Annotated in this window: 22 protein-coding genes; 7 read left to right on the top strand and 15 right to left on the bottom strand. The window is 69.8% G+C overall.

All coding sequences use genetic code 11. The features are described 5' to 3' along the window. The 4 genes from ACTHMF_RS03100 to sufB form a co-directional block, all read right to left on the bottom strand. Window positions 1-449, bottom strand: a 449-nt coding sequence (locus tag ACTHMF_RS03100; protein WP_440316252.1) for an ABC transporter ATP-binding protein, incomplete at its 3' end; no start/stop codon positions are given. A 4-nt stretch (window positions 450-453) separates the two neighbouring features. Continuing rightward, the gene (locus ACTHMF_RS03095) at window positions 454-783 is read right to left on the bottom strand and encodes a non-heme iron oxygenase ferredoxin subunit (protein WP_314146968.1); all 330 of its coding nucleotides are present in this window, start codon (window positions 781-783) and stop codon (window positions 454-456) included. Further along, window positions 783-1,970, bottom strand: coding sequence for a Fe-S cluster assembly protein SufD (sufD, locus tag ACTHMF_RS03090; protein ID WP_314146967.1), 1,188 nt, complete (start codon window positions 1,968-1,970; stop codon window positions 783-785). The genes ACTHMF_RS03095 and sufD overlap by 1 nt, the downstream gene beginning before the upstream one ends. A 1-nt stretch (window position 1,971) precedes the next feature. Next, a complete protein-coding gene (gene sufB / locus ACTHMF_RS03085; protein WP_314146966.1) occupies window positions 1,972-3,390 on the bottom strand; it encodes a Fe-S cluster assembly protein SufB in 1,419 nt (472 codons plus the stop codon). Between the two features lie 313 nt (window positions 3,391-3,703). On the opposite strand from sufB, the gene ACTHMF_RS03080 reads away from it, so the two are divergent. Beyond that, window positions 3,704-4,645: a COX15/CtaA family protein gene (locus tag ACTHMF_RS03080; protein ID WP_314146965.1), complete on the top strand. Its 942-nt coding sequence runs from the start codon at window positions 3,704-3,706 to the stop codon at window positions 4,643-4,645. On the opposite strand, the gene ACTHMF_RS03075 is transcribed toward ACTHMF_RS03080, so the two are convergent. Both ACTHMF_RS03075 and ACTHMF_RS03070 read right to left on the bottom strand, forming a co-directional pair. Continuing rightward, window positions 4,619-5,161: a GNAT family N-acetyltransferase gene (locus tag ACTHMF_RS03075; protein ID WP_314146964.1), complete on the bottom strand. Its 543-nt coding sequence runs from the start codon at window positions 5,159-5,161 to the stop codon at window positions 4,619-4,621. The genes ACTHMF_RS03080 and ACTHMF_RS03075 overlap by 27 nt on opposite strands. Before the next feature lie 140 nt (window positions 5,162-5,301). Further along, complete coding sequence (locus ACTHMF_RS03070) at window positions 5,302-6,225, bottom strand: heme o synthase (RefSeq protein WP_314146963.1); 924 nt, start codon at window positions 6,223-6,225, stop codon at window positions 5,302-5,304. Between the two features lie 320 nt (window positions 6,226-6,545). Between ACTHMF_RS03070 and tkt the strand changes: the two genes are divergently transcribed. The 6 genes from tkt to pgl are packed head-to-tail and all read left to right on the top strand — an operon-like array spanning window position 6,546 to window position 14,686. Next, complete coding sequence (gene tkt / locus ACTHMF_RS03065; RefSeq protein WP_440316251.1) at window positions 6,546-8,639, top strand: transketolase; 2,094 nt, start codon at window positions 6,546-6,548, stop codon at window positions 8,637-8,639. 32 nt (window positions 8,640-8,671) lie between these two features. Next, on the top strand, window positions 8,672-9,799 hold the full coding sequence (tal, locus tag ACTHMF_RS03060) for a transaldolase (protein ID WP_440316250.1): 1,128 nt from the start codon (window positions 8,672-8,674) through the stop codon (window positions 9,797-9,799). Continuing rightward, on the top strand, window positions 9,796-11,406 hold the full coding sequence (locus tag ACTHMF_RS03055; RefSeq protein WP_440316249.1) for a glucose-6-phosphate isomerase: 1,611 nt from the start codon (window positions 9,796-9,798) through the stop codon (window positions 11,404-11,406). Before tal ends, ACTHMF_RS03055 begins: the two co-directional genes overlap by 4 nt. Window positions 11,407-11,418: 12 nt before the next feature. Further along, entirely contained in the window at window positions 11,419-12,960 is a 1,542-nt protein-coding gene (gene zwf / locus ACTHMF_RS03050; protein ID WP_314146959.1) for a glucose-6-phosphate dehydrogenase, read from the top strand. After that, window positions 12,957-13,919: a glucose-6-phosphate dehydrogenase assembly protein OpcA gene (locus ACTHMF_RS03045; RefSeq protein ID WP_314146958.1), complete on the top strand. Its 963-nt coding sequence runs from the start codon at window positions 12,957-12,959 to the stop codon at window positions 13,917-13,919. Before zwf ends, ACTHMF_RS03045 begins: the two co-directional genes overlap by 4 nt. Further along, window positions 13,916-14,686 (top strand): 6-phosphogluconolactonase, encoded by a 771-nt coding sequence (gene pgl, locus ACTHMF_RS03040; protein WP_314146957.1) that lies wholly within the window; start codon window positions 13,916-13,918, stop codon window positions 14,684-14,686. The genes ACTHMF_RS03045 and pgl overlap by 4 nt, the downstream gene beginning before the upstream one ends. Before the next feature lie 466 nt (window positions 14,687-15,152). Here pgl and ACTHMF_RS03035 read toward each other — a convergent pair whose 3' ends face one another. The 9 genes from ACTHMF_RS03035 to ACTHMF_RS02995 form a co-directional block, all read right to left on the bottom strand. Beyond that, window positions 15,153-15,518 (bottom strand): RNA polymerase-binding protein RbpA, encoded by a 366-nt coding sequence (locus ACTHMF_RS03035; RefSeq protein WP_440316248.1) that lies wholly within the window; start codon window positions 15,516-15,518, stop codon window positions 15,153-15,155. Window positions 15,519-15,542: 24 nt separating this feature from the next. Beyond that, window positions 15,543-15,788, bottom strand: a complete 246-nt coding sequence (gene secG / locus ACTHMF_RS03030; RefSeq protein ID WP_314146954.1) for a preprotein translocase subunit SecG — start codon at window positions 15,786-15,788, stop codon at window positions 15,543-15,545. Between the two features lie 81 nt (window positions 15,789-15,869). Beyond that, entirely contained in the window at window positions 15,870-16,673 is an 804-nt protein-coding gene (gene tpiA / locus ACTHMF_RS03025; RefSeq protein WP_440316247.1) for a triose-phosphate isomerase, read from the bottom strand. Continuing rightward, complete coding sequence (locus ACTHMF_RS03020; protein WP_314146952.1) at window positions 16,661-17,878, bottom strand: phosphoglycerate kinase; 1,218 nt, start codon at window positions 17,876-17,878, stop codon at window positions 16,661-16,663. Before ACTHMF_RS03020 ends, tpiA begins: the two co-directional genes overlap by 13 nt. 13 nt (window positions 17,879-17,891) lie before the next feature. Further along, entirely contained in the window at window positions 17,892-18,896 is a 1,005-nt protein-coding gene (gap, locus tag ACTHMF_RS03015) for a type I glyceraldehyde-3-phosphate dehydrogenase (protein WP_314146951.1), read from the bottom strand. Window positions 18,897-18,998: 102 nt separating this feature from the next. Further along, complete coding sequence (locus ACTHMF_RS03010) at window positions 18,999-19,625, bottom strand: superoxide dismutase (RefSeq protein ID WP_314146950.1); 627 nt, start codon at window positions 19,623-19,625, stop codon at window positions 18,999-19,001. Window positions 19,626-19,720: 95 nt separating this feature from the next. Next, a complete protein-coding gene (whiA, locus tag ACTHMF_RS03005; RefSeq protein WP_440316246.1) occupies window positions 19,721-20,701 on the bottom strand; it encodes a DNA-binding protein WhiA in 981 nt (326 codons plus the stop codon). Between the two features lie 58 nt (window positions 20,702-20,759). Beyond that, entirely contained in the window at window positions 20,760-21,635 is an 876-nt protein-coding gene (gene rapZ, locus ACTHMF_RS03000; RefSeq protein WP_314146948.1) for an RNase adapter RapZ, read from the bottom strand. A 32-nt stretch (window positions 21,636-21,667) separates the two neighbouring features. Then, window positions 21,668-22,966, bottom strand: a complete 1,299-nt coding sequence (locus ACTHMF_RS02995; protein ID WP_440316245.1) for an acyltransferase family protein — start codon at window positions 22,964-22,966, stop codon at window positions 21,668-21,670. Window positions 22,967-23,170: the final 204 nt, after the last annotated feature.

Here is a 23,170-nt window from a genome sequence, read left to right as displayed (position 1 = left end):
CCGGAGAAGCCCTCGTTGACGTTGCGCTCGGCGAACGAGGAGTCCATGCGCAGCGCGGTCATCGACTCGCGGACGTCCTTCACCCAGGTGCGGATCGCCGGCGCCTGACCGTCGATCGCGGTCTTCGCGGTGCGCAGGAAGTTGGTGTTGGTGACACCGGGGATCTCGACCGGGTACTGCATGGCAAGGAACAGGCCGGCGCGGGCGCGCTCGTCGACGCTCATCGCGAGGACGTCCTCGCCGTCGAGCGTGATCGTGCCGCCGGTGACGGTGTACTTCGGGTGGCCGGCGATGGTGTACGCCAGGGTCGACTTGCCCGAGCCGTTCGGGCCCATGATCGCGTGGATCTCGCCCTCGCGGATGGTGAGGTCGACGCCGTTCAGGATGGGCTTGGTGCCCTGGTCGGTCTCGACGGTGACGTGCAGGTCGCGGATTTCAAGCGTTGACATGTCTTTACTGGATTTCTTTCGTGACGGTCGGGTCGATGTAGACGTCTCCGTCGATGACCTCGACCTGGAAGACGGGGACCGGCTCGTAGGCCGGGAGGTTGAGCGGCTTGCCGGTGACGAGCGAGAACTGGGAGCCGTGCGCCCAGCACTCCAGCGTCTCGCCCTCGACGAAGCCCTCCGACAGCGAGATCTCGCCGTGCGTGCAGGTGTCGCCGATGGCGTGGATGTCGCCGGCGGAGTCCTTGACGAGCGCAATCGGCACGCCGTCGACGACGACGCGGCTGGCCTGATTCTCGACCAGGTCGCCGACGGCCGTGACGCGGGTCGCCGCCATCAGCTGGCCGCCGTGACGGAAACAGCGAGCTCCGCCTCGATGGCGGCCTGCAGGCGCTCCTGGAGCTCGGGCGAGCCGATCTGCTGCACGATCTCGAAGAGGAAGCCGCGCACGACCAGGCGGCGCGCCTCCTCTTCCGGGATGCCGCGCGACTGCAGGTAGAACAGCTGCTCGTCGTCGAACCGGCCGGTGGCGCTGGCGTGGCCGGCGCCGACGATGTCGCCGGTCTCGATCTCGAGGTTCGGCACCGAGTCGGCGCGCGCGCCGTCGGTGAGCACGAGGTTTCGGTTCTGCTCGTAGGTGTCGGTGCCGACCGCCTTCGGGCCGATCAGCACGTCGCCGATCCACACCGTGCGCGCGCCCTCGCCCTGCAGCGCGCCCTTGTAGGTGACGCGGCTGCGGGTCTCCGGGCCGTCGTGGTGGACGTACACCTGCTGCTCGAGGTGCTGCGTCGCGTCGGCGAAGTAGGCGCCGAGCAGCTCGGCGTCCGAGCGGGCGCCGGCGAGGTGCGCGGACGGGTTCAGCCGGACGACGCCGCCGCCGAGGGTGACTGCGACGTGCTTGATGCGGGCGTTCTCGGCCAGCTCCGCGAAGTGCGCGGCGACGTGCAGCGCGTCGTCGTCCCACTCCTGCACGGAGACGACCGTCAGGTCGGAGCCGGCGCCGAGCAGGAACTCGACGTTCTCGCTCAGGTGCGCGGGACCGCTGTTCTGCAGGATGAGCGTCGCGCGGGCACCCGGGGCGACCTCCACGATCGTGTGCGCGGCACGGGCGGGACCGCCGAGGGCGGAACGCGTGAGCGTCGCCTCCTTGACGTCGTCACCGGTGATGGACACGAGCAGCGCCTGCTCGAAGTTCGTCCAGGCGTTGGCGGACGCGCGGTCCTCCGGCAGGCCTGCCGAGCCGATGCGGGCGTCGTCGCGGCCGATCCACGTCGCCTGCACGCCGGGGGCGGCAGTCAGATCGAACACGTACGGCGCGCCGTCGAGGTCGCCGGAGAGGAGCTCGGCGAGCCGGGCGACGGGCGTGTGCTTCCACATCACCTCGCGGCCGGTGACCTCGGGGAAGGCCGCGACATCGGTGGACGTGAACCGCTCGGAGCGGGTCTGGACGGGGACGGGCGCACGCATGTGCCGAGGCGCCGGCGCGGTGTCCTGGGTCTGCGTCGGTGTGCTGGGGGTCGTCATATCAGCCGACAGAGCCTTCCATGCCCATCTCGATGAGCTTGTTGAGTTCGAGTGCGTATTCCATCGGGAGCTCGCGGGCGATCGGCTCGATGAAGCCGCGGACGATCATGGCCATCGCCTCGTCCTCCGGGAGTCCCCTGGACATCAGGTAGAACAGCTGCTCCTCGCTCACCCGCGAGACGGTCGCCTCGTGGCCGAGCTGCACGTCGTCCACGCGGATGTCGATCGCGGGGTAGGTGTCGGAGCGCGAGATCGTGTCGACCAGCAGAGCGTCGCAGCGCACGGTGTTGGCGGCGTGGTGCGCGTTCGCGTCCACCCGCACCTCGCCGCGGTAGCCGGCGCGGCCACCGCCGCGCGCGATCGACTTCGAGACGATCGAGGACTGCGTGTACGGCGCCATGTGGATCATCTTCGCGCCCGCGTCCTGGTGCTGACCGGGGCCCGCGAAGGCGACCGACAGCGTCTCACCCTTGGCGTGCTCGCCCATCAGGTAGATCGACGGGTACTTCATGGTGACCTTGGAGCCGATGTTGCCGTCGACCCACTCCATCGTCGCGCCCTCGGCGGCGGTCGCCCGCTTCGTCACGAGGTTGTAGACGTTGTTCGACCAGTTCTGGATCGTCGTGTAGCGCACGCGGGCGTTCTTCTTGACGATGATCTCGACCACGGCGGAGTGCAGCGAGTCCGACTTGTAGATCGGGGCGGTGCAGCCCTCGATGTAGTGGACGTAGCTGCCCTCGTCGGCGATGATCAGCGTCCGCTCGAACTGGCCCATGTTCTCCGTGTTGATGCGGAAGTAAGCCTGCAGCGGGATCTCGACGTGCACGCCCTTCGGCACGTAGACGAACGAGCCGCCCGACCAGACGGCCGTGTTCAGCGCGGCGAACTTGTTGTCGCCGGACGGGATGACCGTTCCGAAGTACTCCTCGAAGAACTCGGGGTGCTCGCGCAGCGCGGTGTCGGTGTCCAGGAAGATGACGCCCTGCTCCTCCAGGTCCTCGCGGATCTGGTGGTAGACGACCTCGGACTCGTACTGGGCCGCGACGCCGGCGACGAGGCGCTGGCGCTCCGCCTCCGGGATGCCGAGCTTCTCGTACGTGTTCCGGATGTCCTCCGGCAGGTCCTCCCAGCTCTGGGCCTGCTTCTCGGTGGAGCGGACGAAGTACTTGATGTTGTCGAAGTCGATCTCGGACAGGTCGGCGCCCCAGGTGGGCATCGGCTTCCGTTCGAACAGCTGGAGGGCCTTGAGCCGGCGCTGCAGCATCCACTCGGGCTCGTTCTTGAGGGCGGAGATGTCTTTCACCACCTCGGGAGAGAGCCCACGACGCGCGGAGGCCCCCGCGGCGTCGGAGTCGGCCCAACCGAACTCGTACTGCCCAAGGCTCGCGAGTTCCGGTCGGTCGATCAGGATGTCTGACATATCTACCTCGTTTCCTTCCACCCGTAACCGGATATCAGTCCGGCTCATTCCTCTCACGGCGTGTGTCTGCCCACGCCGGGAGCGTCCTGATTGTGCGGGTGGCTGTGGTGCGTACAAGCACGATGCGTACCTAAACTGATCGAGGACATGGGCGGCAGTGCCCCGGTCGCAGGAGAGAAACCCCTGCCGGCCACGCGCACTTCTCGCGCGCGCTTCTCGAACCCACCAATTCTACAGGTGCGGGACGGTAATAGTAGAGGCGCGCCTGCACGTTGGCCGAGTATCGAACGAGATCTGAGGAATCCAGGAAGTTATGAAGCGCATCATCGCGTGGCTGCCCGACCGAGTCGACGCCCGGCTGAAGGTCATCGCCTGGGTCTACCTGATCGGTCAGATCGTGCTCGTCGGCACCGGCGGCCTCGTCCGGCTCACCTCCAGCGGCCTCGGCTGCCCGACCTGGCCGAAGTGCACGGCGGACTCGCTCGTCAACACGCCGGAGATGGGCATCCACGGCATCATCGAGTTCGGCAACCGCCTGCTCGGCGTGCTGCTCGGCATCATCGCCATCGTCGCCTTCGTCGCGATCCTGAAGCTGCGCAAGCAGCGCCCCGACCTGTTCTGGCTGACCCTGCTGGCCGGCCTCGGCATCCCGGCGCAGGCGGTCATCGGCGGCCTGAGCGTGCTCACCCAGCTGAACCCGTACGTCGTCGGCCTGCACTTCGTGGTCTCGATCGTGCTCGTCGCGCTCTGCACGGCGTTCCTGATGCGCCTGTACACCGTGCCGGGCCCGCGCGTCCGCGCCGTCCCCGGCTGGTTCGCGGGAGTCGCGCACCTGACCAGCTTCGTCGTGGCGATCACCATCCTGGTCGGCATCGCCACCACCGGTTCCGGCCCGCACGCCGGCGACGCGAACGCCCCGAGGAACGGCCTGAACCCGGAGATCCTGCAGCACGTGCACGCGATCCCGGCGTACGTCACCTTCGCCCTGACGCTCGTGCTGGTCGTCGGCTCCCTGCGGATCCGGACGACGCGCGTGCATCGCTACGCGATGTACCTGCTCGCGGTCGAGGTGCTGCAGATCGGGGTCGGCCTGATCCAGGCGAACACCGGGCTCCCCGGCATCCTGGTCGGCATCCACATGATGCTCGCGGCGACGCTGGCGGCGGCGATGACCGCGGTGATCCTCTCGCTCAAGGCGCCCGCCGCCGCCTCCGCCGACGCGACCGTCTCAGCCGAGGACGCCGTCTCGGCTTAGCACTCCGAGCACGGCAGGACGCCGCTCGCCGCGGAACTCCACCGTGTGCGCCGTGCCTGCGTCGAACGCGAAACCGGCCGCCGCGGCGAGCCTGCCACTCGCCGCGTTCCCGAGCAGGTGTTCCCAGCGCAGTCGCGTGAAGCCGAGACCGTGCGGGTCCAGCGCGTGCCGGGTCACGGCGATCAGCCCCTCCCGGAAGAGCCCGCGGCCGCGAGCGGCGGGCACAGACCAGCAGCCGAGGGAGGCGGAACCCGGCGCCTCGTCCGCCCGCACCTCGATCACCCCGGCCAGGGGCGCCGTCCGGCCCTCGCGCAGGGCCCAGACGATGTACCGGCCGGAGGCGAGGCCGTGCGGGCAGTAGCTGCGCACGAAGTACTCGGCGTTCTCGCGCGTGTACGGCGACGGCAGCGGGATCCAGCGCTGCGTCTCCGGGTCCTGGCAGGCGGCGAGCACCGCCTCGATGTCCGCCTCCCGCGGCGCGTCGAGGATCAGCCGGTCGGTCCGCAGCTCCTGCACGCGCGAAACGCTAGCAGCGGCTTCGGACCTGCGCATTCGTGGCGAAGACGACCGCCCCGTCCGCTCGAGGAACATTTGCGCCAAATCGCGGTTCAGGGCGCGTCAGAACCGCGATTTGGCGCAAATGCGTGCCGCCGAGGTCAGAACGGGAGCAGCGGGTCGATCGCGACCGCGAGGAAGATGAGCGTCAGGTAGGCGATCGAGCCGTGGAACACGCGCATCGGCGAGACCGACTCGTGCCGGATCGCCAGGTTGTAGAGGCGGTGCGACTCGTAGAGGAACCAGCCGCCGGCCACCAGCGAGACCGCGGTGTAGAGCAGGCCCATGTGCCCGACCGGGATGAGCAGCAGCGAGCACGCGACCATCGCCCACGCGTAGAGGATGACCTGCAGGCCGACGACGGCGCGGCCGCGGACCACGGCGAGCATCGGGACGCCCGCGTCCTTGTAGTCGGCGCGGTACTTCATCGACAGCGGCCAATAGTGCGGCGGCGTCCACAGGAAGATGATCCCGAACAGGATCACGGGAGCCCAGTCGAGCGAGCCGGTCACGGCGGCCCAGCCGATCAGCACCGGCATGCAGCCGGCGACGCCGCCCCAGACGATGTTCTGCGGCGTGCGGCGCTTGAGGATCAGCGTGTAGAAGACCACGTAGAGCAGGATCGCCGCGACCGACAGCGCCGCAGCGAGCCAGTTGGTGAAGAAACCGAGCACCAGCACGGAGGCGATGCCGAGCCCCCACGCGAAGACGAGCGCCTCGCGGTCGCTCAGCTCGCCGGTGACGAGCGGGCGGTTCTTGGTGCGCCGCATCACGCGGTCGATGTCGCGGTCGATGTAGCAGTTGAACGCACCGGCCGACCCCGCCGACATGTAGCCGCCGACCACCGTCGCGAGCACCAGCCAGAGGTTCGGGATGCCGTTCGCCGCGAGGATCATCGTGGGGACGGTCGTCACCAGCAGGAGTTCGACGACACGGGGCTTGGTGAGCGCGATGTACGCCTTCACCTTGCGGGCGACGCCGATGCGTCCGACCGATTCGACACGGCTCTCTACGGCGACGTCCATTGCTCCTCTAGATCGTGTGTGCGCGCTGACGGCCCGGGATGACACAGGCCTCGCCCAGTCTACGTCACGGCGGCATCCGGGTCCGTCCGCGCCCCGCGAACGGGGCACTGCCACACCTTCCCGGGGGAACACTCCGTGTTTCGTGCGTGTTACCTATACTTGGAGATGCTCGCCAGCCGGCACCCCTGTCCTTCCCGCCTTCTTTGTAGGAGTGTGACGGTAGAAGGGGGTCGGCGCCGATGACGTCCACGGCGCGCACTACCTCAACCGGTGCGGGTACACGACGACCCTCACCATATCTACGAAGGGTCAGTTTTCACGTGGCAGCTCTGCAGTGGGATCCCATTGACAACAAGGCAGTAGACACGGCGCGAATCCTCGCGGCCGATGCGGTGGAGAAGGTGGGCAACGGTCATCCCGGCACCGCGATGAGCCTGGCCCCCGCGGCATACCTGCTGTTCCAGAAGGTCATGCGCCGCGACCCGCGCGACCAGCACTGGCTGGGCCGCGACCGCTTCATCCTCTCCGCCGGCCACAGCTCGCTGACGCAGTACGTGCAGCTCTACCTGGGCGGCTACGGCCTGGAGCTCGACGACCTGAAGGCGCTGCGCACGTGGGGCTCGCTCACGCCGGGCCACCCGGAGTACGGCCACACCGACGGCGTCGAGATCACCACCGGCCCGCTCGGCCAGGGCATCTCCTCCGCGGTCGGCTTCGCCTACGCCCAGCGCTTCGAGCGCGGCCTGTTCGACCCGGACGCCGCCCCCGGCACCAGCCCGTTCGACCACCACGTCTACGTGATCGCGTCCGACGGCGACCTGGAGGAGGGCATCAGCTCCGAGGCGTCGAGCCTCGCCGGCCACCAGCAGCTCGGCAACCTGATCGCGATCTACGACTCGAACCAGATCTCGATCGAGGACGACACCAACATCGCCTTCACCGAGGACGTCCAGAAGCGCTACGAGGCCTACCACTGGCACGTGCAGGTCGTCGACTGGAAGAAGACGGGCGTCTACGAGGAGGACGTGCAGGAGCTGCACCAGGCCATCGTCAACGCCCAGGAGGTGACCGACAAGCCGTCGCTCATCATCCTCAAGACCATCATCGGCTGGCCGTCGCCGAAGAAGCAGAACACCGGCAAGATCCACGGCTCGGCCCTCGGCGCCGACGAGCTCAAGGCCGTCAAGGAGGTGCTCGGCTTCGACCCGGAGCAGACCTTCGAGGTCGCAGAGGACGTCATCGAGCACACCAGGAAGGCGATCGAGCGCGGCGCCCAGGAGCGCGCCGAGTGGCAGAAGGGCTTCGACGCCTGGGCCGCGGCGAACCCGGAGCGCAAGGAGCTCCTGGACCGCCTGCTCTCCGGTGCGGCCCCCGCCGACCTGGAGGGCGTGCTTCCGGTCTTCGAGCCGGGCAAGGACGTCTCCACCCGCGCCGCGAGCGGCAAGGTCATCAACGCCATCGCGTCGGTCATGCCGGAGCTGTGGGGCGGCTCCGCCGACCTCGCCGAGTCGAACAACACCACCATCGAGGGCGCGGCGTCGTTCGTCCCCGACGTGCACTCCACGCACGAGTGGACCGGGAACCCCTACGGCCGCGTGCTGCACTTCGGCATCCGCGAGCACGCGATGGCCGCCATCCTGAACGGCATCGTGCTGCACGGCCCGACCCGTCCGTTCGGCGGCACGTTCCTCATCTTCAGCGACTACATGCGCCCCGCGGTGCGTCTGGCCGCGCTGATGAAGGTGCCGTCGATCTTCGTCTGGACGCACGACTCCGTCGCGCTCGGCGAGGACGGCCCGACGCACCAGCCGATCGAGCAGCTGTCGACCCTGCGCGCCATCCCGAACCTCGACGTCGTCCGCCCCGGCGACGCGAACGAGGTCGCATACGCCTGGAAGACCATCCTGGAGCGCCGCGAGGGCCCGGCCGGCATCGCGCTGACCCGCCAGAACATCCCGGTGTTCGAGCGTGGGGACGGCGAGGCCACCGGCGACACGCTCGCCTCGGCCGCGAACGTCGCCAAGGGCGCGTACATCCTGGCCGAGGCGCCGGGCGGCACCCCGGACGTGCTGTTCATCGCCACCGGCTCCGAGGTCCAGATCGCGCTCGAGGCGCGCGAGGTGCTGAAGGGCGAGGGCATCAACGCCCGCGTCGTCTCCGCGCCCTGCCTCGAGTGGTTCCACGAGCAGGACGCCGCGTACCAGGAGAAGGTGCTCCCCGCGGACGTCAAGGCCCGCGTGTCGATCGAGGCCGGCCTCGCCCTGGCCTGGAACAAGATCGTCGGCGACCACGGCCGCAGCGTGTCGATCGAGCACTTCGGTGCCTCGGCCGACTACAAGACGCTGTTCCGCGAGTTCGGCATGACCACCGAGCACGCCGTCGCCGCCGCGAAGGAATCGCTCGCGTCGCTCTGAGCGCGGGCACAGAGGAAGAGAAGAAGAAGACAATGACAGACACCACCTCCACCACCGCCTCCCCCACGGCCGAGCTCTCGGCCGCGGGCGTCAGCATCTGGCTGGACGACCTGTCCCGCGAGCGGATCGCCTCCGGCGGCCTGCAGAAGCTCATCGCCGAGAAGAACGTGGTCGGCGTGACCACCAACCCCACGATCTTCGCCACCGCGCTCTCCAAGGGCGAGGCGTACGACGAGCAGGTCACGAAGCTCGCCGCCGCCGGCGTGAGCGTCGAGGACGCGATCTTCGAGATCACGACCGACGACGTCGCCGACGCCAGCGACATCTTCCACGAGATCTACGAGCGCACCAACGGCGTGGACGGCCGCGTCTCCATCGAGGTCGAGCCCGGCCTCGCGCACGACGCCGCCGCGACCATCGAGCAGGCCAAGAAGCTGGCCGCCAAGGTCGACAAGCCGAACGTGCTCATCAAGATCCCCGCGACCGTCGAGGGCCTCGAGGCCATCACCGAGACGATCGCGGCCGGCATCAGCGTCAACGTGACCCTGATCTTCAGCCTCGAGCGCTACCGCGCGGTCATCAACGCGTACCTGACCGGCCTCGAGAAGGCCAAGGCGGCGGGCATCGACCTCTCCGGCATCCCGTCGGTCGCGTCGTTCTTCGTCTCGCGCGTCGACACCGAGGTGGACAAGCGCCTGACCGCGATCGGCACGGACGAGGCGCTCGCCCTCAAGAGCAAGGCCGGCGTCGCCAACGCGCGCCTCGCCTACCAGGTGTACGAGGAGGCCTTCGCCTCCGAGCGCGCCAAGAGCCTGGTCGCCGCCGGCGCCAACGAGCAGCGCCCGCTCTGGGCGTCCACCGGCGTCAAGGACCCGAGCCTGCCCGACACCCTGTACGTGACCGAGCTGGTCGCCCCGAACACCGTGAACACGATGCCGGAGAAGACGCTCGACGCCACGTTCGACCACGGCGTCATCACCGGCGACACCGTCACCGGCAACTACGCGGACGCCGACGAGGTGCTCAACAAGCTCGCGGCTCTCGGCGTCGACTACGACGACGTGACCGCGACCCTGGAGCGCGAGGGCGTCGACAAGTTCAACGTGTCGTGGGGCGAGCTCGTCGAGACGGTCAAGAACGCGCTGGAGGCCGCCAAGTGACCTTCCGCATCCACGTCACCGGCGCGGCGGCGGAAGCGGTCGCCACCGTCGTCCCGCAGCTGGTCGCCGACAAGGTGGCCTCGGGCATCACCGCCCTCGACCCGGCCCTCTGGGGCCCGGACGCCGAGGCCGAGGCGTCCAAGCGCCTCGGCTGGACCGAGGCGGTCGCGATCTCGCGTCCCCTGGTGGCCGAGATCGTCGCGCTCCGCGAGGAGCTGCACGCCAAGGGCGTCGACCACATCGTCCTCGGCGGCATGGGCGGCTCCTCGCTCGCGCCCGAGGTGATCACGCGGACCGCCGAGGCCGAGCTCACCGTGCTCGACTCCACCGACCCCGGCCAGGTGCTCGCCGCCCTGCGCGACCGCCTGGAGGCGACCGCCGTGGTGATCTCCTCCAAGTCGGGCTCGACCCTGGAGACGGACAGCCAGCGCCGCATCTACGAGAAGTGGTTCCGCGAGGCCGGCATCGACCCGCGCGAGCGCATCGTGGTCGTCACCGACCCCGGATCGCCGCTCGACCAGTCGGCCCGCGAGGCCGGCTACCGGGTGTTCAACGCCGACCCGAACGTCGGCGGCCGCTACTCGGCGCTCACCGCGTTCGGTCTCGTCCCGTCCGGCCTCGCCGGCGTGGACATCTCCGAGCTGCTGGACGAGGCGGAAGCGACGCTCATCGAGCTCGCCGTCGACAACGACGCGAACCCGGGCCTCGTGCTCGGCGCCGCGATCGCCGGCACCGTCCCGCTCAAGGACAAGCTGGGGATCGTCGCGGACGGCACCCACATCGTCGGCTTCGCCGACTGGGCCGAGCAGCTGATCGCCGAGTCCACCGGCAAGCAGGGCACCGGTCTGCTCCCGGTCGTGCTGGACAAACTGGCTCCCGAGCTGGAGCTGAAGCCTGCCGACCTGCAGATCGTGCGCCTCGTCGCCAACGCGGAGGCGCACCACCTGTTCCCGGCCGACCGCCACGAGGGCGAGATCCTCGTCTCCGGCAGCCTCGGCGCCCAGCTGATCGTCTGGGAGTACGCCGTCGCGGTCGCGGGTCGACTGCTCGGCATCAATCCGTTCGACCAGCCCGATGTGGAGGCGGCGAAGGTCGCCGCCCGCGCGCTCCTCGACAACCGGCCGGAGCCGGCGGCGCCCGCGTTCACCGCGGGCGGCATCGAGGTGCGCACGACGGGTGACTTCCTCGGCGGTGCGTCGACGCTCGACGCCGCCGTGGACGCGCTGCTCGCGCAGCTCGGACCCGACGGCTACGTCGCGGTGCAGGCCTACGTCGACCGTCTGGCCCTCCCCCAGCTCGCCGGCGTGCGCGACCTGCTCGCCGCCAAGGCGAAGCGTCCCGTCACCTTCGGCTGGGGCCCGCGGTTCCTGCACTCCACCGGTCAGTTCCACAAGGGCGGCCCCGCCGTCGGCGTGTTCCTGCAGATCACCGCGACCGCGCCGGAGGACCTGGAGATCCCCGACCGTCCGTTCACGTTCGGCCAGCTCATCCAGGCCCAGGCCGCTGGCGACGCCAGCGTGCTCGGCGAACACGGCCGTCCCGTCCTGACCCTGACCCTCACGAACCCCGAGGCGGATGTCGTCTCGCTGTTCGAGGCCGTCAACTGAGGAGAACATCACTTGTCACCGGTGGACATCACCCCGGAGTTCAACCCGCTCAGGTTGCCCTCCGACCGTCGGCTGAACCGCATCGCGGGGCCGAGCAGCCTCATCATCTTCGGCGTCACGGGCGACCTGTCGCGCAAGAAGCTGATGCCGGCCGTGTACGACCTCGCCAACCGCGGCCTGCTCCCGCCCGGGTTCTCCCTCGTCGGCTTCGCCCGGCGTGACTGGGAGGACCAGGACTTCGAGAAGGTCGTCTACGACGCGGTCAAGCAGTACGCGCGCACCCCGTTCGAGGACGACGTCTGGAAGCAGCTGGCGCAGGGCATCCGCTTCGTGCCGGGCGAGTTCGACGACGACGACGCGTTCCGCCGCCTCAAGGAGACGGTGGAGTCGCTCGACAAGGAACGCGGCACGATGGGCAACCACGCGTTCTACCTGTCGATCCCGCCGAAGGCGTTCCCGATCGTCACCGAGCAGCTGCGCCGCTCCGGACTGGCCGACCAGTCCGGGGACGGCTGGCGCCGCGTGGTGATCGAGAAGCCGTTCGGATCGGACCTGAAGACCGCGCGCGAGCTCAACCACGTCGTCGAGTCGGTGTTTCCGCCGGACTCGGTGTTCCGCATCGACCACTACCTCGGCAAGGAGACGGTCCAGAACATCCTGGCGCTGCGCTTCGCGAACGAGCTGTACGAGCCGATCTGGAACGCCAACTACGTCGACCACGTGCAGATCACGATGGCCGAGGACATCGGCGTCGGGGGTCGTGCCGGCTACTACGACGGCATCGGCGCTGCCCGCGACGTCATCCAGAACCACCTGCTCCAGCTGCTGGCGCTGACCGCGATGGAGGAGCCGATCTCGTTCGACGCCGCCGACCTGCGCGCCGAGAAGGAGAAGGTGCTGGCCGCCGTGCGGCTGCCGAAGGACCTGGCGAAGGCGACTGCCCGCGGCCAGTACTCCAGCGGCTGGCAGGGCGGCGAGAAGGTCGTCGGGTTCCTGGAGGAGGACGGGATGAACCCCCAGTCCACCACCGAGACCTACGCCGCCATCAAGCTCGGCATCGGCACCCGCCGCTGGGCGGGCGTCCCGTTCTACCTGCGCGCGGGCAAGCGCCTGGGCCGACGGGTCACCGAGATCGCCGTCGTCTTCAAGCGCGCTCCGCAGCAGCTGTTCGCCGAGTCGCAGACCAGCGCGCTCGGCCAGAACGCGCTCGTCATCCGCGTGCAGCCGGACGAGGGCGTGACCATCCGCTTCGGCTCCAAGGTGCCTGGCGCCGGGATGCAGGTGCGCGACGTCAGCATGGACTTCGGCTACGGCCACGCCTTCACCGAGGCGAGCCCCGAGGCCTACGAGCGGCTCATCCTGGATGTGCTGCTCGGCGACCCGCCGCTGTTCCCGCGCCACGAGGAGGTCGAGCTGTCCTGGAAGATCCTCGACCCGATCGAGGAGTTCTGGGCCACGCAGGGTCAGCCAGAGCAGTACCGCCCCGGAACCTGGGGCCCGGAGTCGGCCGACGAGCTGCTCGCTCGCGACGGCCGCGTTTGGAGGCGTCCATGATCGTCGACCTGCCCGACACCACGGTCAGCAACATCTCGAAGGCTCTGGTCAAGATCCGCGAGGAGGGCGGCGCCGTCGCCCTCGGCCGCGTGCTCACGCTGATCATCGCCACCCACCTCGGTCAGGAGGAGGAGGCCATCGAGGCTGCCAACGACGCCTCCCGCGAGCACCCGATGCGCGTCATCGTGGTCTCGACCGAGGAGGAGCGCAGCACCAAGGGCGAGGGCCGGCTGGACGCGCAGATCCGCGTCGGCGGCGACGCCGGGGCCAGCGAGGTCATCGTGCTCCGCGCCTACGGGGAGACGGCGAGCGACGAGGAGGGGCTGGTCACCGGCCTGCTGCTCCCCGACGCCCCCGTCGTCGTCTGGTGGCCGGGCATCGCCCCGGCGAAGGCGTCGCACTCGCCGCTCGGCCGGATCGCGACCCGCCGGATCACCGACGCGTCGGCGCAGCCGAACCCGCAGGAGGCGCTGTTCCAGCTCGCGAAGACGTACGCCCCCGGCGACACCGACTTCGCGTGGACGCGCCTGACGCTGTGGCGCGCGCAGCTCGCCGCCGTTCTCGACCAGCCGCCGTACGAGCCGATCACCTCGGTGGAGGTGGCCGGCGCCGCCGACTCCCCCTCCACCCTGCTCCTCGCCGCGTGGCTGCGCCTGCAGCTGCAGGTGCCCGTGCAGTACGACCTCGCCTCGCGCGCGGTCGGCTCCGGCGGCATCCACGGCGTGCGGATGGAGCGGGCGTCCGGGACGATCGAGCTCGAGCGCGAGATCCCGAACGTGGCACGGCTCTCGCAGCCCGGTCAGCCGACCCACGACCTGTCGCTCCCCCGCCGCAGCCTCCGGGACTGCCTGGCGGAGGAATTGCGTAGGCTGGACCCGGACGACCTGTACGGAGAGGTCATCACGAAGGGTCTCGGGCTGCTCGAGACCGCCGACGAGGGAGCGGACGCGACAGCATGACGAACGAACGGCGGGTGCTCGTCCACCCCGACAAGGAAGCACTCGCCGCCTCGGTGGCCGCGCGCTTCCTCACCAAGACCATCGACATCCTCGACGACCTGGGCGGCGCGAACATCGCGCTCACCGGCGGCACGATGGGCATCGCGGTGCTGGAGGCGGTCAACTCCTCCCCCGCCCGCGACACCATCGACTGGTCGAAGGTGCACTTCTGGTGGGGCGACGAGCGATTCGTCGAGCGTGCGAGCGAGGAGCGGAACGAGCGCCAGGCGCGCGAGGCCCTGCTCGACCACATCGCCGTGCCGCCGGAGAACATCCACCCGTTCCCGGCGACGGACGACATCGCCGACATCGACGAGGCCGCCCGCGTGTACGCCGCGGAGCTGGAGGCGTTCGCGCCGGACGACCAGCTGTTCCCGCGGTTCGACATCACGTTCCTCGGCGTCGGACCGGACGGCCACATCGCCTCGCTGTTCCCCGACCGGGCCGGCATCCGCGAGACGGAGGCGACGGTGATCGCCGAGCGCGAGTCCCCGAAGCCGCCGCCCGCGCGCCTCAGCCTCACCCGCCCGGTGCTGAACGCCTCCGACCGCATCTGGCTGGTGCTGGCCGGGAGCGACAAGGCGAGCGCCCTCGGCCTCGCGCTGGCGGGCGCCAGCTACACCGAGGTCCCGGTCGCGGGCGCCAAGGGCCGCAAGCGCACCGTGTTCTTCGTGGACAAGGACGCGGCGGTCGACGTGCCGGAGAACCTCATCGCCCCCAGCTACTGAACAGGCGACCCGCAGCGTCTCTGCGGCGTTGAGTGACATCTGCGGCAGCGCGCGGCAGCGCATACGTTCCGCAGCGCCGCATGAGCACCAGTCGTACCGAAGCCCCGCCGATCATCGACCGGCGGGGCTTCTGCGTTCACTCCGGACAGGATCAGGAGTCGCACCCGGCCGACGGGAATCCAGAAGGGATCGACGGGCGCGACAACGTGCGTGACAGGCTGGATTGCCCAACACCGATCGCTGAGTCTCCCGGTTCGATCGCCTCAGGGTCGGTCCTCTCTCTCATCCGATGAGGCTACCTGCATGCCCGTCTATCGCCAGTACCTCAACAACTGCCCCCGGACTTGTTCACGCCCGAGTCCGGCGTGTCGCGTGAACGATTCCGGAACGGATAGCGAGCGGCGAGAACGAGAAAGCCCCGCCGGTCGTCGACCGGCGGGGCTTCTTCGTGCGTGCTACGCGAGCGTCAGTTGCTCGTGGGCTTTCCGCGGCGGGCGCGGAGCTGGTTGAGGGCGTCCTCGAGCAGCTGCTCCGCCTCTTCCTCCGAGCGGCGCTCCTTCACGTAGGCGAGGTGCGTCTTGTAGGGCTCGGTCTTGGCGACCGACGGCGGGTTCGCCTTGTCGCGGCCGGCCGGGAGGCCGGTCGACGGCGAGTCGATGACCTCGGGGATCTCCTCGTCCGGCAGGTTCGCCGCGAAGTAGCGGACGGTCTCATTGCCGAGAGCGTCCCAGTACGAGACGGCGACGCGCTCCGCGTGGAAGCCGCGGTCCTGCTCGCCCATCGGGCCCGCGCCGACGCGCGAACCCCGGATTGCACTTCCTCCGGATGCCATGGTTCTCCTCTGGTGAAGGGCGCGTTAGGCGCTGAACTTGGTGATGAGACCGAGCACGACGATGCACACGATCCAGATGAGCCCGAGCACGACGGTGATCCGGTTCAGGTTGCGCTCGGCGACCCCCGACGCACCGAGGTTGGAGGTGACGCCGCCGCCGAACATGTCGGAGAGACCGCCGCCGCGCCCCTTGTGCAAGAGGATGAGCAGCGTCAGCAGGAGGCTGGTGATACCCAGCAGGACCTGCAGGACGACCTGGAGAATCTGCACGAGAAGAACCTTTCGATGCGTACCGGACGGCGTCCGGCCAAAGCCAACGACCAGTATAACCGGCCGCCGGGTACGCGGACCCTACAGTCCGACGTGCTTCTGGTAGCGGATGATGGCGGAGAACTCCGCGACGTCGAGGCTCGCGCCGCCGACGAGCGCGCCGTCCACGTTCGGCTCGCGCATGAAGCCGGCGATGTTGCCCGACTTCACCGAGCCGCCGTAGAGGATGCGCGTCTTGGCCGCGACGTCCTCGCCCAGCTTCTCCACGATCACCGCACGCAGCGCCGCCGCGACCTGCTCGGCCTGCTCCGGCGTCGCCGCCTGGCCCGATCCGATCGCCCAGACCGGCTCGTAGGCCACGACGAAGTCCGCGGCCGAGTCGACGTTGGCGAGCGCGGCGCGGAGCTGCGCGACGGGAACGGCGCTCGCGCCATGCGTCTCCAGGTCCTCCGCGGTCTCCCCGACGCAGATGATCGGGGCGATGTTGTGCTTCAGCGCCTGCGCGACCTTGGCCGCGACCTGCTCGTCGGTCTCGTTGTGCAGCGTGCGCCGCTCCGAGTGGCCGATGATCACGTAGCGCGACTCGAGCGCGGCGAGGAACGACGCCGCCACCTCGCCGGTGTACGCGCCGGACTCGTGCTCGGACACGTCCTGACCGCCGAAGGCGATCGGGAGCTTGTCCGCGGCGACGAGCGTCTGCACGCTGCGCAGGTCGGTGAACGGCGGGAACACCGCGACCTCGACGGCGCCGAAGTCGTGCCCGGCGTCCTTGAGCGTCCAGGCGAGCTTCTGCACGACCGCGATCGCCTGGAGGTGGTCCAGGTTCATCTTCCAGTTGCCGGCGATGAGCGGAACGCGCCGCACCGACGAGCTCACTGCTGCCATCCGAGGACCTCCAGACCCGGCAGGTGCTTGCCCTCGAGGAACTCGAGGCTCGCGCCGCCGCCGGTAGAAATGTGACCGAACTGATCGTCGGCGAAACCGAGCGCGCGCACGGCGGCCGCGGAGTCGCCTCCGCCGACGACGCCGAGGCCGTCGACCTCGGTGAGCGCCTGCGCGATCGCCTTGGTGCCCGCCGCGAACGGGGCGAGCTCGAACACGCCCATCGGGCCGTTCCAGAACACGGTGCTGGCGCCGCGGATGTACTCCGAGAACACCTCCGCCGTCTCCGGTCCGATGTCCAGCCCCAGGCCGGACGCGCCCCAGTCGGTGTCCTCGATCGCGTCGATCGGGCGCACGACGTGCTCCGCGTCCGCGCCGAACTTCGAGGCGACGACGACATCCCGCGGCAGCACGATCTCGACGCCGAGCTCCTTGGCCTTCGCCAGGTAGCCCTTCACGGTGTCGATCTGGTCGGCCTCGAGCAGGCTGGAGCCCACCTTGTGGCCGAGCGCTGCGAGGAAGGTGAACAGCATCCCTCCGCCGATCAGCAGCGCGTTCACGCGCGGCAGCAGGTGCCCGATCACGCCGAGCTTGTCCGACACCTTCGAGCCGCCGAGGACGACGACGTAGGGACGCTCGGGGTTCTCGGTGAGGCGGTCGAGCACGTCCAGCTCGGCGGCGATGAGCGTGCCGGCGGCGCTCGGGAGCGCCTTCGCCAGCTCGTACACGCTCGCCTGCTTGCGGTGCACGACGCCGAAGCCGTCCGAGACGAAGGCGTCGCCGAACGCGGCGAGCTTGGCCGCGAAGGCCTCGCGCTCCGCCTCGTCCTTGCTGGTCTCCCCCGGGTTGAACCGGAGGTTCTCGAGCAGGGCGACGTCGCCGTCCTTCAGGCCGGCGACAGCCTCCTCGGCGCCGGAGCCGACGGTGTCCTTGGCGAAGGTCACCGGCTTGCCCAGCAGCTCGCAGAGCCGCTGGGCGACCGGGGCCAGGCTGTACTTCGCGTCGGGGGCGCCTTCCGGGCGGCCGAGGTGCGAGATGACGACCACCTTCGCGCCCTGGTTGATCAGGGCGTCGATGGTCGGGACGGAGGCTCGCACGCGGCCGTCGTCCGTGATCTTCCCGTCCTTCAGGGGGACGTTCAGATCACAGCGGACGACGACGCGTTTTCCCGCGAGCGGACCGAGTGAGTCGAGAGTACGGAGCGTCACGCGGGTTCCCTGCTCAGAGACGCTCGGCGACGTACTCGGTCAGGTCGACGAGACGGTTGGAGTAGCCCCACTCGTTGTCGTACCAGCTCGAGAGCTTCACCTGGTCGCCGATGATGCGCAGCAGGCCGGAGTCGAAGATCGACGAGTGCGGGTCGGAGACGATGTCGCTGGAGACGATCTCGTCCTCGGTGTACTTGAGGATGCCCTTGAGCGGACCCTCCGCGGCCTTCTTGTACGCGGCCTTGACCTCGTCGATCGTGACCGGGCGCGACGCGGTGACCGTGAGGTCGGTGATCGAGCCGGTGGGGACCGGGACGCGCAGCGCGAAGCCGTCGAGCTTGCCCTTCAGCTCCGGGAGGACCAGGCCGATGGCCTTGGCGGCGCCGGTGGAGGTCGGGACGATGTTGATCGCGGCGGCGCGGGCACGGCGCAGGTCGCTGTGCGGGCCGTCCTGCAGGTTCTGGTCGGCGGTGTAGGCGTGGACCGTGGTCATCAGACCGCGCTCGATGCCGAACTCGTCGTTGAAGACCTTCGCGAGCGGCGCGAGGCAGTTGGTGGTGCACGACGCGTTGGAGATGATGTTGTGCTTCTCCGGGTCGTACAGGTGCTCGTTCACGCCGATGACGAAGGTCGCGTCCTCGTCGGTCGCCGGAGCGGAGATGATGACCTTCTTGGCGCCGGCCTCGATGTGCTTCTTGGCGTCGGCGGCCTTGGTGAAGCGCCCGGTCGACTCGATGACGATGTCGACGCCCAGGTCGCCCCAGCCGAGGTTGGCGGGGTCGCGCTCCGCGAGGACCTTGATCGGCTTGCCGTCGACGACGATGTTGTCGCCGTCCAGCTCCACCGTCGCGTCGAGACGGCCCGTGATGGAGTCGTACTTCAGAAGGTGCGCGAGCGTCTTGTTGTCGGTGAGGTCGTTCACCGCGACGATCTCGAGGTCGCTGCCCTTCGCGAGGGCCGCGCGCAGGTAGTTGCGACCAATGCGACCGAACCCGTTGATTCCGATCTTTACGGACACAGATGTCTCCCGTTGCTTGATGGGTGCGCCGATGGCGCTGTTTCGTGGAGGTGGGACGGACGACGGCGTCCCGGGAGGGCTCCCTCCCGGGACGCCTTTCCGCTACGACAGTAGCAGCAGACCCGAGGTCTTCTCGCGCGCCTTGGTGAAGCGGTCGGAGACATCGGCCCAGTTGGTGATGTTCCAGAACGCCTTGACGTAATCCGCCTTCACATTGACGTAGTCGAGGTAGAAGGCGTGCTCCCACATGTCGAGGAGGAGGAGCGGGATGGTGGCCGCCGCCAGGTTGCCCTGGTGGTCGTAGAGCTGCTCGATGATGAGCTTCTGGCCCAGCGAGTCCCAGGCCAGGATCGACCAGCCGGAGCCCTGGATGCCCAGCGCCGAGGCGGTGAAGTGGGCGCGGAACTTGTCGAACGAGCCGAAGAACTCGTCGATGGCGGCCGCGAGCTCACCGGTCGGCTTGTCGCCGCCCTCCGGGGAGAGGTTGTTCCAGAACACGGTGTGGTTGACGTGTCCGGCCAGGTTGAACGCGAGGTCCTTCTGGAGCTTGTTGACGTAGGTCAGGTCGTCCGCGTCGCGCGCCTCGGCCAGCTTGGCGAGGGCGGTGTTCGCACCGTCGACATACGCCTTGTGGTGCTTGTCGTGGTGCAGCTCCATGATCCGACCGCTGATGTTCGGCTCGAGCGCCGAGTAGTCGTACGGAAGGTCTGCGAGCGTGTAGTCAGCCATTACTCATCTCCTAGTGATTCGAGCGACTTTTCCAGTCTAGTGAGGGCAACCGAAGCGGCCAGTGGTTGCTTCCCGACGTGACCGGCGTTGCGAACCTACACCTCGTCCAGATCGGCCGGGAGGCTCGCCTCGGTGCCGGGGATGCCCAGGTCGGAGGCCTTCTTGTCCGCCATCGCGAGCAGCCGGCGGATGCGGCCGGCGACGGCATCCTTCGTCATCGGCGGGTCGGCGTGGTGGCCGAGCTCGTCGAGGCTGGCGTCGCGGTGCGACAGGCGCAGCTCGCCGGCGTAGCGCAGGTGCTCCGGCACCTCGTCGCCCAGGATCTCGAGCGCACGCTCGACGCGCGCGCACGCGGCGACGGCGGCCTGCGCGGAACGCCGCAGGTTCGCGTCGTCGAAGTTGACGAGCCGGTTCGCGGTCGCGCGCACCTCGCGGCGCTGCCGCAGCTCCTCCCAGTTGGCGACGGTCTGGGCGGCGCCCATCGCGACCAGCATGGCGCTGATCGCCTCGCCGTCGCGGATGACGACGCGGTGGACGCCGCGCACCTCGCGGGCCTTCGCGGCGATCCCGAGCCGGCCGGCGGCGCCGACGAGCGCCATCGCGGCCTCGTTGCCGGGGCAGGTGATCTCCAGCGCGGCCGAGCGGCCGGGGTCGGTCAGCGAGCCGTGGGCGAGGAATGCGCCGCGCCAGACGGCGGCCAGCTCCTCGCGGGAGCCGGTGGTGAGCCGGTTGGGCAGGCCGCGGATCGGGCGGCGCCTGGCGTCGAGCAGGCCGGTCTGGCGGGCGAGGGTCTCGCCGCCCTCGAGCACGCGGACCAGGTACTGGCTGGTGCGGCGGATTCCGGAGGCCGAGATCACCGAGCCCTCGCTGCGGACGCCGTACAGCTCGGCCAGGTCTTTGCGCACCCTGGTCGCGAGCTCGGGCGTGTCCAGCTCGCTCTCGACCGCGATCCGGCCGCCGATCAGGTGCAGCCCTCCCGAGAATCGCAGGATGGTGGCGAGCTCGGCGGCCCGGACGGTCGTCTTGCTGACCTCGACCTTCGTGAGCTCGTCTTTGACGTCGGCGGTGAGAGCCAATCGGATTCCTTTTCTGTGACGGACGGCGCGGGTCACGCCGTGAAGTGGGCGGCCGGCATCATTCACGGCCCAGGTCGCGGTGCTTCGTGTTCACCGCGACGCCGGGAAAGCTCCTCACCCTCGCCGCGAGCTCTTCCGCAATCGCGACGGACCGGTGCTTTCCTCCCGTGCAGCCTATCGCGATCGTGGCGTGCCGCTTGTTCTCGCGCTGGTATCCCTCGAAGATCGGGCGGAGCGCGGCGACGTAGCCGTCGATGAACTCCGCCGCGCCGTTCTGCTCCAGCACGTAGTCGCGCACGACGTCGTCGAGACCCGTGTGCGGCCGCAGCTCCGGGATCCAGAACGGGTTGGGCAGGAAGCGCGCGTCCGCGACCATGTCGGCGTCGGCGGGCAGGCCGTACTTGAAGCCGAAGCTCATCACCGTCAGCTGCACGCCCGCGGTGTTCTCGGACGCGAAGGTGTCGGTGATGTTGGTGGCGAGCTGGTGGATGTTGAGGTCCGAGGTGTCGACGATGATGTCGCTGGACTCCCGGATCTCGCGCAGCCGGGTCCGTTCGGCGCTGATGCCGTCGAGGATGGTGCCGTTGCCCTGCAGCGGGTGCGGGCGCCGCACCTGCTCGAAACGGCGGACGAGCACCGCGTCGGAGGCCTCCAGGAACAGCACACGCACCTTGGTGCCCTCGCGCAGGCTCTGGATCATCTCACGCAGGTCGGCGAAGAAGTTCCGGCCGCGCACGTCGACGACGGCGGCGATGCGCGGCAGGCCGGACTCGGCGCGGTTGGCCAGCTCGATCAGCGGGCGCAGCATCTGCGGAGGCAGGTTGTCGACCACGTACCAGTCGAGATCCTCCAGGGCGTTCGCCACCGTGGAGCGGCCCGCTCCTGACATCCCTGTGACGATCAGCACTTCCTGCTGCTCGGTGTCGGTCGCCACGTTCGCTCCTTCTCTGGCCGGGTGCTCCCAGCCTAGCGACTGAGCGGCGCGGCGACCCGGGTTCTGCGCGCAATCCGCAGCGCCGCGAGAACGAGCGCGCAGCCGGCGACCCAGCCGGCCAGCCCGGAGCCGGCGACGAGGATCGTGAGAACCCCGCCCGCTCCGCACGCGGCGGCCGCGAGCGCGCGGAGCCGTCCCGCGTCGGCCGCGCCGTCCGCTGCGGGGGCCGCGGCCGGGCGACGCTCGGCGCGGGAGGCGACGGCGACCAGCACGGTGACGGCGGCGACCGCCGCGAGCAGCCAGAGCGGCCGGGTGGCCCACCAGTCCGCCGACAGCGGGACGGGTAGCGCGATCCCGGCCAGGAGCAGGAGGCCCGCCAGGCCGATGAGCGCCAGCATGTGCCAGGAGTAGACCGTCATCGCGCGGGCGTTCACCGCTCCGATCGCCCGGGCGAGCGCTGGCCGCGCCGCCGCGGTGCGCAGCCGCGGCCGCAACACCTGGAAGAGCGCCAGCTGCGCGACGCCGAAGGCGGCCAGCGCGGTCGCCGGCGGGTTCAGGTCCGCGTAGAGGTCGAGCGACCACAGGCCGCACGCGGCGCCGCCGGCCACGGCCGCGACGCCGGCGACGGCCAGCGCGAGGAGGCTGCGACGCCGCATCCCGTCGAGTCGGCCGGAGGCGAGCCAGAACCCGAGCTGCTGCACCAGCAGCCACACGAACACGAGGTTCGCGAAGCCGATCGCCGTGACACCGGTCGTCTCACGCAGCACGTCGACGCCGAGCGCCGCCGCGGCCAGCAGCGCGATCGCGACGAGAGGCCGCCGGCGGTGCGCCTCCGCCAGGAGCGGGACGGCGGCCGTGCACAGCACGTATACGCCGAGGAACCAGAGCGGCTGGCCGAGCCGGAACCCCGCGGTCGCGACGACGGCGGCGGGGACGCCGGAGAGGGTGAGCGCGGCGAGCAGGACCGTCGTGGCGACCAGGGCGGTGGCCGCCGGAGCGAGCAGCCGCCGCAGCCGGGAGGCGAGGTAGTCGCCGTAGCCGGCGCCCGCCGCGTGCAGCCGCGTCCACTGCCCGTAGGCGGAGAAGCCGCCGAGGATGAAGAACAGCGGCATCACCTGGGCCACCCAGGCGAGTGCCGGGAACCCGTCCCAGGCCTCCAGGGCGTTCTCGAGCACGAGGCCGTGCGGGCCGACGCTGACGCCGACCATGAGCGCGTGCAGGACGACCACGACGCCGAGGCAGACCGCCCTGACCAGGTCGACGGAGCCGTCCCTGGCCCGCGCGGGGGCGGATGGGGCGGCGGTGGCCGGTCGTTCGGCGAGGATGGACATCGGGACTCCTTCCGCGGTCCGGCGGACCGACGGAGGAAGCGTGTCAACGCGGCGCCGCCTCCCGCGTCACCCCCCGGAGCCAACCGCCCCCGTACCCCGGTACCCCGCACGCGCGCGAACGCGACTGCCCCTCCCCGTCCCGACTGCGCGGGCGCGCGCAGGCGCAGTCGGGTCGGGGCGGGGCCGGCGCCGGGAGAGGCGCAC

The sequence above is a fragment of the Leifsonia sp. genome, from assembly GCF_051955155.1.
Classification (GTDB): domain Bacteria; phylum Actinomycetota; class Actinomycetes; order Actinomycetales; family Microbacteriaceae; genus Leifsonia.
Note: the sequence above shows the minus strand (reverse complement) of the source record. Positions and strands in the feature narration are given on the sequence as shown.